The following is a 16352-nucleotide window of genomic DNA, read 5'->3' on the forward strand; positions in this document are numbered from 1 at the left end:
GCTACATGCGCCTCCCGGCAAACGCTGCTTTTCCACAACTTTTCAGGTACACTGTCGCCCAGATTACGTTCCACCAACCCAGAGACAATCCTTGGTATCCATAAAAGACTTTATTACCAAGCAGTTAAACCTGCCAGATCCTGCCGTCGAAACGGTGGCGGCGCCCCCGCCGTTATCACCCGGCATCCCCGGTGCACGGGTAACGCCACGTAACGAGCACAACGTTTCGCGGCGGCAGATCAGCGAAGGCGCCTTGCAGGTCCTCAATGGTCTGCATCGCGCCGGCTTTCAGGCCTATCTGGTCGGCGGCAGTGTCCGTGATCTGCTGCTGGGACGGGAACCTAAGGATTTCGACGTCGCAACGGACGCGCACCCGGAGCAGGTCCGCAAACTGTTTCGGCGCAACGCCCGCCTCATTGGTCGACGCTTCATCTTGGTGCACGTACAGTTTGGTCACGAGATCATCGAGGTAGCCACTTTCCGCGGCGGCGCGAACGGCAAGGCAAACGACGAGGCCAGTGAGCGCAGCGAAACAGGGCGCATATTGGCAGATAACGTCTATGGTTCACTTGAGGAAGATGCCCGGCGCCGGGATTTCACCGCCAACGCGCTCTATTACAACATCGCTGACCGCAGCATTCTGGATTTCTCCACAGGCATGGAAGATTTGCAAGCCGGTCGGCTGCGCGTCATTGGTGATCCAGAGCAGCGTTACCGGGAAGATCCGGTGCGGATGCTGCGGGCCGTTCGCTTTGCTGCCAAGCTGGGATTCATAATGGATACAGCCGCCCAGGCGCCCATAGCGGCCTGCCGCGAGCGCCTGCAGGAGGTGCCCTCGGCGCGGCTGTTTGAAGAAACGCTAAAACTTTTTTTGAATGGTAACGCGCAGACCAGTTTCGAACACTTGCGCCAGCAGGGGCTATTTGCCGCCTTGTTTCCGCAGGTGGACGTGCTCCTCGACCATGCGGAATACAGCGCGGCACGTACGTTGTTGCAAGGCGCGCTGGGGGGTACCGATACGCGGGTACGTGACGGCAAGTCGGTAACCCCCGCATTTCTCTTTGCCGCATTGCTCTGGCCCGCCTTGCAAGAGCAATGCCGGTTGCTCGAACAACAGGGCAAACCTGCAACGGTCGCCCTGCAGCAAGCCGCCAGCGACGTGCTGCAGGAATGCGTTGGGCGTGTTTCTGTCCCTCGTCGCTTCGCTCTGCCTATGCGCGAAATATGGGATTTGCAGGCGCGTTTCATGCGGCGCGGTGGACGTCGCCCTCACGCGCTGCTCGCCCATCCGCGCTTTCGTGCAGCCTTTGATTTCCTGAGTCTGCGCAGTCAGAGCGGCGAAATATCGGCTACCTTGGTGGAATGGTGGGAACAATTCCAGACCGCAGATCATGATGGTCGACGTATCCTCATCGAACGGGCTCGCCTCGAAGAAACCGGACAGGAAGCGGCACTGGGGCCACTCCCAGCAACATCACGTCGCCGTCCCCGGCGACGGCGACGGCGCGGTAATCGTCCTGGTCAGGGCGGCGCGGATGACAGCCATGACGACGGACAGACCGACAGCTAATCCGGATCCCCGCATTCCCATGGGAGAAGGCTCTCTGGATGCACAGAGTACCACTCCAAGTGCAGACCCATTACCCGCCACACAAATTCACCAGATGCTGCAACAGCAATGGGGAGACGCGCTGCTCCGGCGCCTGCACGGCATCGGCAGGATTGCCGCGAACCTCGGCACGCCGGCCTATCTTGTCGGCGGCTGCGTCCGCGATTTTCTGCAAAACCACCCCATGCCAGATATCGATCTGGCCATTGAGGGTGATGTCCGCGCCGTCGCCGAGGCTTGTTCCGCGGAACTATCCGGCGCGCAATGCACCTATCATCCGCATTTTGGCACCGCTATTCTCCGGTACCCCGATGGCTTCCAGCTGGATCTGGCGCGTTGCCGGATAGAACATTATCCAGCGCCAGCCGCGCTGCCTGAGGTGCAACCTGCTGCCATCCAGGCAGACTTGATCCGCCGTGATTTCACCATCAACGCCATGGCCATCTCCCTGGACCCGGAAAAATTCGGCGAATTTCTGGACCCCTACGGAGGCCGTACAGATCTCCAGCGGCGTCTGCTGCGTGTGCTCCATCCCCATTCTTTTCTGGACGACCCCACTCGTATCCTGCGAGGACTCCGTTTCGCCGTGCGTTTCCAACTCCAACTGGAAGCCAGCACGCGTGGCCTGCTGGAGGAGGCATTAACCCGGAATATTTTCGCTCGACTCAGCGGCGCGCGGTTATGGCGTGAGTTGAAGTATCTGCTCGAACTCACCGACCTCCCTGCGGCCCTGGAAGAGCTGGGTGCCTGGCAGTTATGGCCACTGTTGCGCCCGACTCCACTGGAAGTGGAGTCTCTCCTTGCCAAAATACGTCGTGGTCAACAGGAAATCCACTGGCTTCACCGCCACTTCCCTGACGAGAAACTTTGCGACGCGGCCGTTTTGCTGACTATACTCTGGCGGGATATCCCCTGGGCGGCGGAGAAACGCTTACACTATTGGCCGGTGACCGATGGGCGTTATATTCTGAACGATCTGCACCGGCTGTCAGAAATACCGGCAGCTCTGGCGAAGGCAAGTCACCCCAGTGCAGTGGCGCAGTTATGGGAATCACTGTCGCTGCCAGGCATACTGGCGCTACTTGCAGAGTATCCGGAAACCGATACCATCACCAAAAGTGGTCGCTACTACTTGCTGAAACAACGTGGCCTGACATCACCGCTCAATGGCAAGGATCTGCAAGCCATGGGCTTGGCGCCCGGCCCACAGCTTGGTAAGGTACTCCGCCACCTGCATGATGCCCGCTTGGATGGCGCGATTAAAGACAAGGAAACCGCCCGACAATGGCTTATCAAACAAGGCATCCTGCCGTCCATCCAACCGTAATTGCCTGGATCAGTATTGGCAGCAACCTGGACCTGCCCGTGGCACAGGTGCGACATGCGCTGGAGGCCCTGGCCGCCGTACCGGAAAGTACCCTCCTGTGGCAGTCCCGTCTCTACCAGACAGCACCTGTGGGCGGCATCACCCAGCCTGCGTTCGTCAATGCGGTCGCCCGCCTGCAAACCGCTTTGCAACCCCGCGCCCTCCTCAGCCATCTGCAAACGCTGGAGGCAACCGCTGGACGCCGTCGCGCCGATGAAATTTACTGGGGTCCACGAGTGCTGGACCTCGACCTGCTGAGTTACGGGACCACCCATTCTACGGATCCGGAGCTCACCCTGCCCCATCCCCGTCTGCACGAGCGGGCCTTCGTGCTTATCCCCCTTGCCGAGTTTGATCCGGAATTGATCATTTCTGGCTGCGGATGCATCGCCGATCATCTGCCTGCCGTAGCCGGGCAATCCATTACCTGTATTCCTGACAGCGTTTGGGAAACGTCCGCGTGCAACGCTCGTTCTGCCCAGGCATGACCAATCCCCGTATCATCAGTATTGAAGGTCCGATGGGCGCTGGCAAAACCAGTCTGGCACGGCAACTGGGCCATGCCTTGGGTGGACGACTCATTCTCGAAACACCCGCCCAAAACCCCTTTCTCTGCCGTTTCTACCAGGGCCCGGGCGCAGCGCTGGCAACAGAGTTGCAGTTTTTAATGCAACGCCGGACACAGTGGCAGCATCTCGGCAATCAGCATTGGGTCATCAGCGATCACAGTGCGCGCAAAGACGAAATTTTTACCCCCCTTACCCTGGATACAGAAGAACTTCGTCTTTTCCACGCCTTGCGCGTGGCTCTGGACTACCATCCCGCACCGGCAGACCTGATGATCTTCCTGGAGGCACCACTACCGATCCTGCTGGAGCGCATCCGGGCCCGTGGAGACGCCTACGAACAGGCACTGACGGCGGATTATCTGGCGCGGGTGCAGACGACTTACCATGCGTGGCAGGCGGACTATTCCTGGCCCTGCCTGAATATCGACTCGGCGCAGGTGGATTTTGTCCACAATCCACGGCACACTGAGCAGTTGATCGACACAGTCAGGTATCGCTTGAAAGAGGCCGAGGAGCGAGATGCATAAGAAAATTGCCCGCTGGGTGCAGGACAAGCAAAACGGCATCAAACGCGCCGTGGTTACGGCCTATGACTACCCTCTCGCCTGTTGCGCGGCGGCAGCGGGGGTGCATGGCGTACTGGTAGGTGATTCTCTCGGCATGGTGGTCACCGGTGCCGACGACACCCTCGGCGTTACGTTGGAGCAGATGGCCTATCACACCCGGATGGTGGTGCGGGGAGCTGGGGACTGTCTGGTATTTGCCGACCTGCCCTTCGGGACTTACGAAAAGGGTCCGGAACAGGCCTGGGATGCGGCGGTAACCCTGCTGCGCGCTGGTGCCGACGTCATCAAACTGGAAGGTGGTGCGGAGATGGCGCCTACGGTGGCCTTCTGCGCGGAGCGGGGCGTCAATATCTGCGCCCATATCGGCCTGACTCCCCAGCGGGTGCGGCAGTGGGGCAGTTTTCAACAGCAGGGTACCGACGCGGATAGTGCGCGCCACTTGCAGGCTGATGCCGGGGCACTGGCGGAGGCGGGCGCCCGCTTCGTCGTTTTGGAAGCGATCCCCGATGCGCTGGCGGCGGATATCACCCGCGATATCGCCATACCCACGATCGGCATCGGGGCCGGGCCGGATACCGATGCCCAGGTGCTGGTGATGCACGATCTGCTGGGGATCAGCGCGAAAAGCCCACCCTTTGCACGGCGTTATATTGAAGGCAGCCAGATCATGCGTGATGCCCTCGCCGAGTATGTGCGGGACGTGGGCAACAACGGGTTCCCGCCGCGTCGTAAGTGCTGACATGGCGATATTCAAGGATATCGCCGGCCTGCGCCAATGGCGTCAAAATCTGCGTGGCACCCTGGCCCTGGTGCCCACCATGGGCAATCTGCACGATGGACATCTCGCGCTGGTGAAACTCGCCGCCACCCGGGCCGAACAGGTGCTGGTCAGTATCTACGTCAATCCGTTGCAGTTCGGACCCCAGGAGGACTTTGCGAATTATCCGCGCACCCTGGATCAGGATTTGCAGCGTCTGCAAGAAGCGGGGTGCCAGACCGTATTTACCCCTGATGACGGATTGATGTATCCGCGAGGACGTCAGGATATCAGCGTCGTTATGCCGCCGCGCAGCTTGAGCACGGTGCTTTGCGGGGCCAGCCGTCCCGGTCACTTCGTCGGGGTCTGCACCGTACTCAACAAGCTGCTGCATATGGCCTCACCAGAAATACTCGTTCTTGGCGAGAAAGACTATCAACAACTGCGTATCGTTCAGCAGATGGTGTCTGACTTGAACCTCAATGTGCAGGTCTTGCCGGGGCCCCTACAGAGAGAGCCCGACGGGCTCGCCTACAGTTCGCGCAACACCTTTCTGAGCCTGGCAGAGCGGCAGGTTGCACCGCTGCTCGCGGCAACACTCTTCGACCTTGCTCGCCGCAGTATCAGCGGCGCAGATGTGCCTGGTCTTGCGGCGGCAGGCTGGGAAAGGTTGGAGCAGGCCGGTTTTTTGCCGGACTATCTGGAGTTGCGCGATGGCCAATCTTTGCAGGCACTTACCACTCCGCAACCTGATGCTCGCTGGTTCGCGGCTGCACGACTGGGGCAGACCCGGCTCATCGACAATGTTATAATTTCCGGATGAGCACTCGCCTGCGCGAAATTCCTTACAACTACACCTCATTCTCAGACGCCGAGATCGTCCGCCGCCTGATCGGGATGGATGCTTGGCGGCTGCTGGAAGATCTGCGCGAACAACGGATCACCGGACGTTCGGCACGGATGCTCTTTGAAGTGCTGGGCGATCTCTGGGTGGTGCAACGCAATCCTTACATCCAGGATGATTTGGCACAGGATCGGCATCGCCGCCAAGCCCTCTGGGATGCCCTGGCACATCGCCTGAACGATATCGCCGATCGCGCTGAAGGCAATCCGCTGGTGATCCGCTTGCTGGAGAGCGCTCGCCTCGCGGTGCGCAACTTTACCCAGCAATTTGATGAAGATCTGGCGCTGCGCAAGAAGGCGGAGCGCCGTCTGCTCAAAATCACCAGCAAAGATAATGTCAACTTCAGCGCCTATGCCCGCGTCGCCCACGTCACTGACGCCTCCGACTGGCGTGTGGAATTACCCTTCGTCGTCCTTTATCCCGCCGACGAGTCCGAGGTGCAGCGCATGGTCGCCGTTTGCCGCGAAATTGGGCTATCCATCATCCCGCGCGGTGGTGGCACCGGCTATACCGGCGGTGCCATTCCGCTGCGTCGCCACTGCGCTGTCATCAATACCGAAAAGCTGGAACAAATGTCGGTGATCGAAATGGTCACGCCGCAGGGCCTGAGCAGCCCTGTCCCCAGCATCTTTGCGGGTGCAGGTGTGGTCACCAAGGTCGTGGCCGACGCGGCCGATGCGGCAGGCCTCGTTTTTGCCGTCGATCCCACATCCATGGACGCCTCTACCATCGGCGGGAATATCGCCATGAATGCGGGGGGCAAGAAGGCTGTGCTCTGGGGTACGGCGCTCGACAACCTGCTCTCCTGGCGCATGGTGACCCCCGATGGAAATTGGCTGGAAGTGGAGCGCCTGGACCATAATCTCGGCAAAATTCACGATCAGCCGGTGGTCCGTTTTCGCCTGAATCGCTTTGCCGCCGATGGACATACAACGCTCGGAGAGCCGGAAGTACTCACCCTGCCCGGTGCCAGCTTCCGCAAGGCCGGGTTGGGCAAGGATGTCACCGACAAGTTTCTCGGCGGTCTACCAGGCATCCAGAAAGAAGGCTGCGACGGCATTATCACCTCCGGACGCTTCTTGCTCCATCAAATGCCAGCTCATGTGCGCACGGTCTGTCTGGAGTTTTATGGCGCCGATCTGGATGCCGCGGTACCAGCCATCATCGAAGTGAAATCCTACGTGGAGGGGTTGGAGCATGTCCTGCTCACCGGCCTGGAGCACCTGGACGAGCGCTATCTCAAAGCCATCAAGTACAGCAACAAGGCCCCCCGCCACGAACGTCCGAAGATGCTGTTGCTCACGGATATCGCCAGCGATGACCCTGATGCAGCGGGTGCGGCAGCGGCGGCGGTGGTACGTATTGCCAACGCCCGAGGCGGTGAGGGCTTTGTCGCCACTACGCCCGAGTCAAGACGCCGATTCTGGGCTGATCGCAGCCGCACCGCCGCCATTTCCGCCCATACCAATGCGTTCAAAATCAATGAAGATGTGGTCATTCCTCTGGAGAGGCTGGCGGAGTATAGCCGCGCGGTCGAGCGTATCAATATCGAGCAGTCCATCAGCAGTAAACTGGCCAGCCTCAGCGCACTGGAGGAATATGTCTCCGGTGATCTCGCAGAAATCCGCAAAGCCAAGGATTATGAAGAAAGCAGCGAAGATCAGGCCATCGTCGACGCCAAAAAGTCCGCCGCCAAGGCACTGATCAGCAATACGCGTCAGCGCTGGCGATCGCTGCTGGAGAAGCTGGACATGCTGGCCATGGAGCATCCGGAACTACTGGATGCGCACATGCTGTCCGCCGTGCATCCCGATGATACCCTGGCCGGTCTCCTGCTGCGCGGTGCCCTGCGCGTCAGTTACCGGGAGCACGTCGGCAAGCCGCTGGAGGCGCTGTTCGCCGGCGATGCATTCGCTGCCGTGCGGTCGCGGATACGCGAGATCCATGCAGAAGTACGCCGTGCCCGTCTTTTTGTCGCCCTGCACATGCACGCCGGCGATGGCAACATCCACACCAACATCCCGGTGTTCTCCAGCGACTACGCCATGCTCCACGAGGCCGACCGGGTGGTGGACCGGATTATGGCCATCGCCCAGAAACTGGGCGGCGTCATCTCAGGCGAACACGGCATCGGCATCACCAAGATGCGCTGGCTGGAACCGGAAAAAATTGCCGCTTTCGCGGCTTATAAGGCCAAAGTGGACCCGGACGGCCTCTTCAATCCGGGCAAGCTGCTGGCGGGCTCCGGGCTGGAAACTGCCTATACGCCCTCTTTACAACTGGTGGAACAGGAAGCGCTGTTGCTGGAAGCCAGCGAGCTGGGTGCCCTCAATCGTGAGATCAAGGACTGTCTGCGCTGCGGCAAGTGCAAGCCGGTCTGCATGACCCATATCCCCCGCGCCAATCTGCTCTACTCACCGCGCGACAAGATCCTTGCCACCGGCCTGCTCATCGAGGCCTTTCTCTATGAGGAGCAGACCCGGCGCGGCGTCTCTCAGCAACATTTTGCCGCCCTCAACGATGTGGCCGACCATTGCACCACCTGCCACAAGTGCGAGACGCCCTGCCCGGTGGATATCGACTTCGGTAAGGTCTCCATTCACATGCGTAACATTCTCCGGGCGCGCGGTGAAAAGTCCTTCAACCTCGGCACCCGGCTGGCCATGAGCTATCTCAATGCCGCCGAACCCGGCAAAGTCCACTTTCTGCGGCGGTTCGTCCTACAAACCGCGTACAAGGCACAAGCCCTGGCCCACAAAATCGCCAGACCGCTGTTGCCCAAGGGGCCGCCACCGGCCACCACCGGTAAAGCGCCGATACGCACCGAAGTCATCCACTTCCTGCGCAAACCCCTGCCCACCAAGATGGGTGCGCAAACCATGCGTCAACTCCTCGCCATTGTCGACGACAAGACGGTCCCTATCATCCGCGACAGCGCCAAGGTCACGGACGGCAGCGATGCGGTGTTCTATTTCCCTGGTTGCGGCAGTGAGCGGCTCTTCGGCGAGATCGGCTTGGCGACGCTAGCCATGTTGCATCATGTTGGCGCACAAACCGTACTACCACCAGGCTATCTCTGCTGCGGCTATCCGCAGACGGCGGGCGGGCAGGAAGACAAAGGTCAGGAAATTTCGATACGCAACCAGGTGCTCTTTCACCGGGTCGCCAACACCCTGAATTATCTGGATATCAAAACGGTCATCCTGTCCTGCGGCACCTGCATGGACCAACTGCTGCAATACCAGTTCCAGCAGATTTTTCCCGGCTGCCGCCTGCTGGATATCCATGAATATCTGATGGAACGGGGTGTCGCGCTGGACGGTGTAAAGGGCGTGCAGTATCTCTATCATGATCCCTGCCACAGCCCCATGAAGACGCACAAACCCCAGGCCGTGGCGTCACAGTTGCTCGGGCAACAGGTGCTGGACTCCGCCCGCTGCTGCGGCGAAGCCGGTACCTTGGCCAGCAGCCGCCCGGACGTCGCGACCCAGTTGCGCTTCCGCAAGGAGGAGGTACTCAAGGAGGGCATCCTCCAACTCACCGGTAAAGAGCGCGCGGAGAACGGCAACGTCAAACTACTCACGAGTTGCCCGGCCTGCCAGCAGGGCCTGGAACGTTATCGCGAAGACACGGGTCTCGACACCGACTACATCGTCGTCGAACTGGCGCGTAAAATCCTCGGCGCACAGTGGCAGCAGGGTTTTATCGACGCCGCTCGCCAGGGAGGTATTGAGCGAGTCTTGCTCTGATGGCTGCCAATCCACCACCCCAGCGACTGGGTAAACCGGACCGTTCCATGCACCTGCTCTCGGCCACTTCTGGCGCGGCAGACATCGTCGCGTTCCTCAAGCTGAATATGGTGTTTACCTCGGCAATGACCGGCAACCTCGCGCTCTTTGGCATCGCCGTCGGCCAAGGCCACCTGCTCTCGGCCACCCATTCCCTCACCGCTCTTCTGGGATTCATCAGTGGCGTGGCCATCGCCGCACCCTGGAAAGAACGCCGCTTTGGACTGCGCCGGATACTAGGTCTGGAAGTCGTATTCCTAGCGCTTTATGCACTCTGCTGGTTGCGGTGGGGCTTTCCGCCGGGGGGTATCCCGCTCTATGCATTGATCCTTTTCTCCGCCATGAGCATGGGGATGCAGAGCGTGGCGGCACGACTGATCGATGTCGCCGGGGTCCCGTCCGTGGTTTTCACCAACACCCTGACCAGTATCGTGCTGGTCTTCATTCAAAGTATCCACAAACACCGGCCCCTGCCCTTTGCCCTGCGCCAACAGATGGCCGCTCTGCTCGCTTATCTCGGGGGTGCCGTGGTCTTCGCATTCCTGCTGATGATTATGCCGGTGCTGGCTATGACCCTACCGGCCATTTTGGTGGCTCTGGCCCTCTGGATGTACTGGCGCCCCACAGCAGATGCGGCGAGCTGAGAGCAAGCGCAGCCCTATGGAAAGTTCTGACACCGAGACACACCCCCCCGCACAAACACCCCTCGACGGCGTGCTCGACCTGCACGCCTTCCGCCCGCAGGAGGTACCCGACCTGCTGCGCGAATATCTCCGGGCCTGCCGCGCCGCCCAACTCACGGAAATTCGTATCATCCATGGCAAAGGCAAAGGCGTGCTGCGCGAAACCGTCCACACGCTGCTCCGCCGCGAGCCCATGGTCCGGAATTTTCGTCTGGCCAGTGACCGCAGCGGTTGGGGCGCAACCCTGGTCGATATTTATCCGCCGGGCGTTCCTTTACCACCCCGCAGTGTACCGGCTTCAAAGGCACGGATGCTGGAATCGGCACCCGGCTGGTATCGTCTGCTGCAACGTATTTTCGTTAAACGCTAAGGATAAACATGGCTCAGGAAGGCGTCAGCAAATTTCACCTGGACTGGCAGGCGGGTCCTGTCATTGACTGTCCAGACCGGCGCCTGCTCAGCCATTGGCGCGATGTACTACATGCCCACGGCCTGATTGGTGCTGATCCCGCCCGTTACGGCGGCATCGGTTTTGGTAACGTGAGTTGTCGTTGCGACGGCGGTTTTCTGATCACTGCCACCCAAACCGGTCACCTCGCCACTTTAACACCCGACCATTTCTGTCAGGTCACCCGCTGGGATATTGTCCACAACCAACTCGGGGCCGAGGGACCACAGCCACCCTCCTCAGAAGCCCTCAGCCATGCGGCCTGCTATGACGCCCATCCGGAAATTCTCTGGGTCTTCCACATTCATGATCCGCTGCTCTGGCAACAAGCCGCGGTTCTGGGGTTGCCAGCCACCCCTCTGGCTGCAGAATACGGCACCCCCGCCATGGCCTTGGCCCTATCTCACCTCGCCGGACAGGGTCGGTTACCCCTGCTCATCCGGATGGCCGGCCACGAAGACGGGCTCATCGCCGCGGGCCATGACGCCGGGGAGATCGGCGCCGTGCTGTTAAACGCCGTTGCCGAAGCTCAGGCCTCCAGCGCCTTGCGCAGGTAGAAGTCCATATCGGTGAGATTATTGAGGGCCCAGCGTCGGTAATCATCGGGCAGATCGGCAATTTTCACACCCTTGTGCTTGCCGAAAGGCATCGTCTCGGGAATCCGTGCGCGCTCGCTGAACTCCCATAAATCTTCCCAGGAATGGGGTCGCACCGAGAGAATGACCTTGTTCAACAGAATCCGGCAAAACTTCACGTCCGCCAGTGCGGAGTGAGCGTTTTTGAGGTTATCCCGGGTCTTGTGCTTATCCTTGCTGAAGTGATACATCAATGCCGACTGGGAATGGCTATCCACCTCTGGCCAGAGCTTGCGGGTCATGGCATAAGTGCAGATGCGCTTGACGTCGGGCTTACCGATCACCCCCCAGTCGTAATCTATGCTATGACCAACCAGATACCCTGTGTCTTCAGGCAACTGAAAGGTGCTGGCGGGTGGGCTTTCCAACAGATCTTCCTCGAGAATATGGTGTACCGCCATCGCTCCCATCTCAATGGGCTTAGCCGGTCGGTAACGCTGCACAAACTGTTCCTCCACCGCCAGCGTCTTCAGATCGCTCACCGCCAGCCAGGCCGCCTCAATCAGATCAGGCTCCACCCGGCCCGTCGTTTCGGTATCAAAAATCAATGCGCGCATACAAAACCTCATCCCGGATCCGGCGAAAAAATGCAGGGTAATTGCCTGCTTCGCAATGGGCAAGCGCCCATGCTCGATGGAACCCTGCGAAAAACACAACAGCTCATTGTTTACACTACCGCTTTATCCGGACATTGCTTTTTTCATCTGGCAACCCCATTCATACAGGGGAGAGTAAAAATACGTAATTTACGTTATCATGTCGACGTGTTAGTTCACAGGAGTCAAAACATGAACCAGGACCAGAACCCGTACCAGTTTCCAGACAGCATGAATCCGGCAGGAGTTGGCCGTGGCAGATCCATTGGCGCACTCATGGGCAAAACCTATGCACTGCTCGCCGCCACCCTCGTGGTGTCTGCCGTTGCCTCGCTGTATGGCATGCACTCGGCATTCGCCTACCAGCATCCCTTCATCCTGATGATCGGTTCCTTTGCCCTGCTCTTTGCGGTGCAGTACACCGGTGCGCACCGCAGTCCCCTTGCGGTTCCCCTGGTTTTCCTGTTCGCCGGCGGCATGGGCATGATGATGGGCCCGGCCATTGAGACGTATCTGCGAATGCCGGGTGGCGCCTCGATCATTGCCGAGGCCTTGGGTACTACCGCGGCCATGTTTGTTGGACTGTCCGCGTATGCCCTGACCACCCGACGGGATTTCAGCAACATCGGCGGCTTCCTGATCACCGGCCTGGTGCTGGCCATCGTGGTCTCTCTGCTGAACATCTTCCTGCTCCATATCCCCGCATTGCAACTGGCCATTGCCGGCGTACTGGTGCTGGTCTTCAGCGGCCTGATCCTTTTTGACACCCAGCGTATGATTCGCGGCGGCATTCAAGAGCCTGTCCTGCTTGTCGTCGGCCTCTACCTGGATATCATCAATCTCTTCATGGCATTGCTCGAAATCTTCGGGGGCAACCGCAATTAATCACCGCGTCCTTCCTGCATCGCTGGGAAGGACGGTTTTTCTGAACGCATGGCACGCAAGTGTTTGCCATATCGCCATCGGGGATGTCAGACATCGCCTTTTCCCGTTTGATAAACCATGACTGATCCTACTCCTCTGCAAAACCACACCCCCATGATGCGCCAGTATTTCGGGCTGAAGGAACAATGCCCGGATGCGCTGCTTTTCTATCGCATGGGGGATTTCTATGAGCTATTCTTTGACGATGCTGAAAAAGCCGCCCGCCTCCTCGGCATCACCCTCACCAGCCGTGGACAAAGCGCAGGACAGGCTATTCCCATGGCGGGGGTACCCGTCCAGAGCGTAGATGGCTATCTCGCGAAACTGGTGCGTCTGGGTGAACGGGTGGCCATCGGTGAGCAGATTGGCGATCCGGCCACCGCCAAAGGTCCCGTGGAACGCGCCATCGTGCGGGTCATCACCCCCGGTACCATCATTGACGGTGCCTTATTGGATGCCGGCCAGGAGCCTCTGCTCCTGGCCCTCTGTCCGGACGGTCCGCGTTGTGGCCTGGCCTGGCTGGATGCCGCCGGAGGACGCCTCATGGTGAGTGAGGTGGCCGACACCGCCATCGCAGATGCCATAGCGCGGCGTCCCGTCGCAGAAATCATCGCCCCGGAAGATACGTCGCTTCCAGTCGGAATCGATCCGCAAAAATTGCAACTCCTGGAGAAAACCGGCTTTCAAATGCGGCGTACCGAGGCAGTACTTGAACGCTATTTTGGGGAACGACTGGCGAGTTTCGGGTGCAACGACTGGCCCCTCGCCCTACGCGCCGCCGCCGCACTCCTGAGTTATGCCGAGACCCAACTGCGCAGCAATCTGACCCAAATTCAGCGAATTCACCCGGAGCGCACTGAAGAAGAGCTCTATCTGGACGCGACCGCCTTGCGGGCATTGGAAGTGGTGGAAAGCCTGCAAGGGAACGGTCCCACTTTGCTCACTTTGTTGCAAAAAACCCAGACGGCCATGGGCGCCCGCTTGCTCCGTCGCTGGCTTCTGCGACCACTACGCCAGGGACCCGTGCTTGCAGCCCGTCAGGAAGTCGTCGCAGCGCTCACCCAAGGTAGCGGACCAGTCGCCATCCAGAAGGCCTTGCATGGTATCGCGGACGCGGAACGCATTCTCACCCGCGTCGCCCTGAATAGGGCGAGCCCCCGTGATCTCGCCCAACTTCGCAGCACCTTGCAGGCGCTACCCACGCTGCGCACCGCCGTCGAAGAAACAGGGCATCCTGCATTGACTGTTTATCAGGAGCGCATAGCGCTCTTTGCCGCTCTCCGCACGCTGCTGGAAGAGTCCTTAGTGGATGCCCCGCCCATGACCCAGCGGGATGGCGGCTACATTCGTGCCGGTTACGATGCCGAGTTAGATCGACTGCAGCAACTCAGCCAGAATTTGCAGGAGGTGCTGCGTGATCTGGAGCAGCAGGAACGCCAGCGCACCGGCATCGCCCAACTCAAAATCCAGTTCAATCGGGTGCATGGCTTTTACATAGAAATCGGCCGCAGCTACCAAGGACCCATTCCTGACGACTATCGCCGCCGCCAGACCACCAAGAACGCGGAACGCTACATCAATGACGCCCTGAAAGTCATTGAAGATCAGGCTCTCTCGGCAGAGAGCCTGGCCCTGAATCGGGAGCGCCTGCTCTTCATGCGAATCCTGGAAGCGGCAGCCCTCGAAGTGCCGGCCCTGCAAGACGCCATGACCGCCGTCGCCGAACTGGATGGTCTCAGCACGCTGGCCGAACGCGCCATCACCCTGCACTGGTATGCCCCGCATTTCGTCACAGAATCGCTTTTACACATCCGCGACGGCCGCCATCCCGTCGTAGAAGCCCAGATCGGCAGCAATTTCGTGCCCAACGATCTCGATTTTGATAAAGAGCAGCGGATGCTGCTTATCACCGGTCCCAATATGGGCGGCAAATCCACCTATATGCGGCAAACAGCGCTCATCGTCCTGCTCGCCCACATCGGCAGCTGGGTACCTGCCCGCGAAGCCATCATTGGCCCCATCGACCAGATTTTCACCCGCATCGGCGCTGCCGACGATCTGGCTGGTGGTCGCTCCACCTTCATGGTGGAAATGAGCGAAACAGCGCGCATCCTCCATCTCGCCACGGCCCAAAGCCTGGTGATTCTGGATGAAATCGGGCGAGGCACCGCCACTTACGATGGCCTCTCCATCGCCTGGGCCACGGCCGAGGCACTGGTGGAACGGGGCGCCTGCACGCTCTTCGCCACCCACTATTTTGAACTGACGGAATTGGATCTTCCCGGCCTGCGTAACGCCCATCTCGACGCTTTGACGCAAGGGGATCAGGTCGTATTCCTGCATCGGGTGGAGGGTGGTCCGGCCACCCAGAGCTACGGACTGGCGGTTGCCAAGCTTGCCGGGGTTCCAGATTCAGTCGTACGGCGCGCCCGCCAACGACTCATTCAACTGGAAGACATCGCCCAGCAATCGGTCAGCAATACAGTACCCGCCCAGTTGCCCCTCTTCCAGGTCGCTCCACATCCGGCGGTGCATCGATTAAGTCAGCTGGAACCGGACCAACTCAGCCCCAGGCAGGCTCTGGATCTGCTCTATACACTCAAAGAATTGGCACAATAAAACAGGCTGAGACACGCACAGAAACCTGATCGTCCACTATCACACAACAGGGGGAAACCAGATATGCTCATTGTTATTGAAGGCGTAATGCTTCAAGACAGGTGGAAATTCCGACCATCGGACCGGGCGAAATTGCTACGCTTCGCCACCCAAAATAATCTAAGTATCGGCATGAAGGAAGGGTCCATTCCGCATGTTGACGGGCTTGCCTCCGACATAACTGAAGAAGTTCGACGCGACGCAGTGGCTTATGATGCATTGGTTCATTAGCACTTTCACCTATCTGATTACCACGGCAACGCCCATGCTCCACACTTATGGGCTGTGGGCCCTGGTTGGCATCCTGTTCATCGAAAACCTGGGCATTGTTTTCGCACCCGGGGAGGCCGTCATCGTAACCGCCGGGTTTCTGGCCGCCAAAGGCGTATTTCCGATCTGGCTGGTCATTCCGCTGGGCATTCTAGCCGCCGTCTTGGGTGGCTACGTTGCCTACGCTTTGGGTGCGCGTTACGGGCACAAGGGGCTTTTGCGGTATGGTCACCACGTCTGGATCAAACCGTCCATGGTGGACAGAGTCCATCATTTTTTTCATCGTTTCGGTGCACCAGTCGTAGCCATCGGCCGCTTTATCGTGCCACTGCGCCAGTTACAGGGCTACATCGCCGGCAGTGCGGAAATGGGATTTCCGGTCTTTGCGATCTGGAGCGCGGTCGGCGGCATATTGTGGGTGTGCGCATGGAGCGGTGGAGCCTATATGCTGGCGGCACAGATTCCCGCCTAGCAGCCTTATGTCGGTCTTGGCTCACGACTTGGCACATATGGTGGACCCTGCCGGGGACGCAGCATCTATTTTCTGAATCATCGTTGGGACGACCACCTGCATGCCCT

Annotated in this window: 14 protein-coding genes; 13 read left to right on the forward strand and 1 reads right to left on the reverse strand. The window is 59.6% G+C overall.

What is annotated here, in order from left to right; genetic code table 11:
- Nucleotides 1-91 precede the first annotated feature (91 nt).
- Genes pcnB through PJU76_RS08575 form a run of 10 tightly spaced genes read left to right on the forward strand, consistent with a single transcriptional unit; the run spans nt 92 to nt 11247 of the window.
- Nucleotides 92-1570 carry a polynucleotide adenylyltransferase PcnB gene (gene pcnB / locus PJU76_RS08530; protein WP_271779177.1) on the forward strand — a complete coding sequence of 493 codons (1479 nt, stop codon included), beginning with the start codon at nt 92-94 and terminating at the stop codon, nt 1568-1570.
- Complete coding sequence (locus tag PJU76_RS08535) at nt 1545-2936, forward strand: CCA tRNA nucleotidyltransferase (protein WP_271779178.1); 1392 nt, start codon at nt 1545-1547, stop codon at nt 2934-2936. The genes pcnB and PJU76_RS08535 overlap by 26 nt, the downstream gene beginning before the upstream one ends.
- Nucleotides 2894-3463 carry a 2-amino-4-hydroxy-6-hydroxymethyldihydropteridine diphosphokinase gene (gene folK / locus PJU76_RS08540; protein WP_064218233.1) on the forward strand — a complete coding sequence of 190 codons (570 nt, stop codon included), beginning with the start codon at nt 2894-2896 and terminating at the stop codon, nt 3461-3463. The genes PJU76_RS08535 and folK overlap by 43 nt, the downstream gene beginning before the upstream one ends.
- Nucleotides 3436-4071, forward strand: coding sequence for a deoxynucleoside kinase (locus PJU76_RS08545; protein ID WP_271779179.1), 636 nt, complete (start codon nt 3436-3438; stop codon nt 4069-4071). Before folK ends, PJU76_RS08545 begins: the two co-directional genes overlap by 28 nt.
- The gene (gene panB / locus PJU76_RS08550; RefSeq protein WP_271779180.1) at nt 4064-4849 is read left to right on the forward strand and encodes a 3-methyl-2-oxobutanoate hydroxymethyltransferase; all 786 of its coding nucleotides are present in this window, start codon (nt 4064-4066) and stop codon (nt 4847-4849) included. The genes PJU76_RS08545 and panB overlap by 8 nt, the downstream gene beginning before the upstream one ends.
- 1 nt (nt 4850) lies before the next feature.
- Nucleotides 4851-5690: a pantoate--beta-alanine ligase gene (gene panC, locus PJU76_RS08555; protein WP_271779181.1), complete on the forward strand. Its 840-nt coding sequence runs from the start codon at nt 4851-4853 to the stop codon at nt 5688-5690.
- Nucleotides 5687-9520 carry a DUF3683 domain-containing protein gene (locus PJU76_RS08560; protein ID WP_271779182.1) on the forward strand — a complete coding sequence of 1278 codons (3834 nt, stop codon included), beginning with the start codon at nt 5687-5689 and terminating at the stop codon, nt 9518-9520. Before panC ends, PJU76_RS08560 begins: the two co-directional genes overlap by 4 nt.
- Nucleotides 9520-10203, forward strand: a complete 684-nt coding sequence (locus PJU76_RS08565; protein WP_271779183.1) for a YoaK family protein — start codon at nt 9520-9522, stop codon at nt 10201-10203. Before PJU76_RS08560 ends, PJU76_RS08565 begins: the two co-directional genes overlap by 1 nt.
- A gap of 16 nt (nt 10204-10219) precedes the next feature.
- On the forward strand, nt 10220-10612 hold the full coding sequence (locus tag PJU76_RS08570) for a Smr/MutS family protein (RefSeq protein ID WP_271779184.1): 393 nt from the start codon (nt 10220-10222) through the stop codon (nt 10610-10612).
- A gap of 8 nt (nt 10613-10620) precedes the next feature.
- A complete protein-coding gene (locus PJU76_RS08575) occupies nt 10621-11247 on the forward strand; it encodes a class II aldolase/adducin family protein (protein ID WP_271779185.1) in 627 nt (208 codons plus the stop codon).
- On the opposite strand, the gene PJU76_RS08580 is transcribed toward PJU76_RS08575, so the two are convergent.
- The gene (locus PJU76_RS08580; protein WP_271779186.1) at nt 11220-11882 is read right to left on the reverse strand and encodes a putative quorum-sensing-regulated virulence factor; all 663 of its coding nucleotides are present in this window, start codon (nt 11880-11882) and stop codon (nt 11220-11222) included. The two genes, PJU76_RS08575 and PJU76_RS08580, sit on opposite strands and share 28 nt — an antisense overlap.
- Nucleotides 11883-12113: 231 nt before the next feature.
- Between PJU76_RS08580 and PJU76_RS08585 the strand changes: the two genes are divergently transcribed.
- From PJU76_RS08585 to PJU76_RS08595, 3 genes are all read left to right on the forward strand, one after another.
- Nucleotides 12114-12806: a Bax inhibitor-1/YccA family protein gene (locus tag PJU76_RS08585; protein WP_271779187.1), complete on the forward strand. Its 693-nt coding sequence runs from the start codon at nt 12114-12116 to the stop codon at nt 12804-12806.
- A gap of 117 nt (nt 12807-12923) precedes the next feature.
- Nucleotides 12924-15464, forward strand: a complete 2541-nt coding sequence (gene mutS, locus PJU76_RS08590) for a DNA mismatch repair protein MutS (RefSeq protein ID WP_271779188.1) — start codon at nt 12924-12926, stop codon at nt 15462-15464.
- A gap of 250 nt (nt 15465-15714) precedes the next feature.
- Complete coding sequence (locus PJU76_RS08595; protein WP_271779189.1) at nt 15715-16245, forward strand: DedA family protein; 531 nt, start codon at nt 15715-15717, stop codon at nt 16243-16245.
- The last annotated feature ends 107 nt before the right edge of the window (nt 16246-16352 follow it).

Origin of the sequence: Acidithiobacillus ferriphilus, assembly GCF_028215975.1 — a bacterium.
GTDB classification, from domain to species: domain Bacteria; phylum Pseudomonadota; class Gammaproteobacteria; order Acidithiobacillales; family Acidithiobacillaceae; genus Acidithiobacillus; species Acidithiobacillus ferriphilus.

Coding starts and splice junctions, on each gene's coding strand:
- PJU76_RS08565 (WP_271779183.1), top strand. CDS start 9,520: ATGGCTGCCAATCCACCACCCCAGCGACTGGGTAAACCGGACCGTTCC.
- panC (WP_271779181.1), top strand. CDS start 4,851: ATGGCGATATTCAAGGATATCGCCGGCCTGCGCCAATGGCGTCAAAAT.
- PJU76_RS08560 (WP_271779182.1), top strand. CDS start 5,687: ATGAGCACTCGCCTGCGCGAAATTCCTTACAACTACACCTCATTCTCA.
- PJU76_RS08580 (WP_271779186.1), bottom strand. CDS start 11,882: ATGCGCGCATTGATTTTTGATACCGAAACGACGGGCCGGGTGGAGCCT.
- mutS (WP_271779188.1), top strand. CDS start 12,924: ATGACTGATCCTACTCCTCTGCAAAACCACACCCCCATGATGCGCCAG.
- PJU76_RS08570 (WP_271779184.1), top strand. CDS start 10,220: ATGGAAAGTTCTGACACCGAGACACACCCCCCCGCACAAACACCCCTC.
- panB (WP_271779180.1), top strand. CDS start 4,064: ATGCATAAGAAAATTGCCCGCTGGGTGCAGGACAAGCAAAACGGCATC.
- PJU76_RS08535 (WP_271779178.1), top strand. CDS start 1,545: ATGACGACGGACAGACCGACAGCTAATCCGGATCCCCGCATTCCCATG.
- PJU76_RS08575 (WP_271779185.1), top strand. CDS start 10,621: ATGGCTCAGGAAGGCGTCAGCAAATTTCACCTGGACTGGCAGGCGGGT.
- PJU76_RS08595 (WP_271779189.1), top strand. CDS start 15,715: ATGATGCATTGGTTCATTAGCACTTTCACCTATCTGATTACCACGGCA.
- folK (WP_064218233.1), top strand. CDS start 2,894: ATGGCTTATCAAACAAGGCATCCTGCCGTCCATCCAACCGTAATTGCC.
- PJU76_RS08585 (WP_271779187.1), top strand. CDS start 12,114: ATGAACCAGGACCAGAACCCGTACCAGTTTCCAGACAGCATGAATCCG.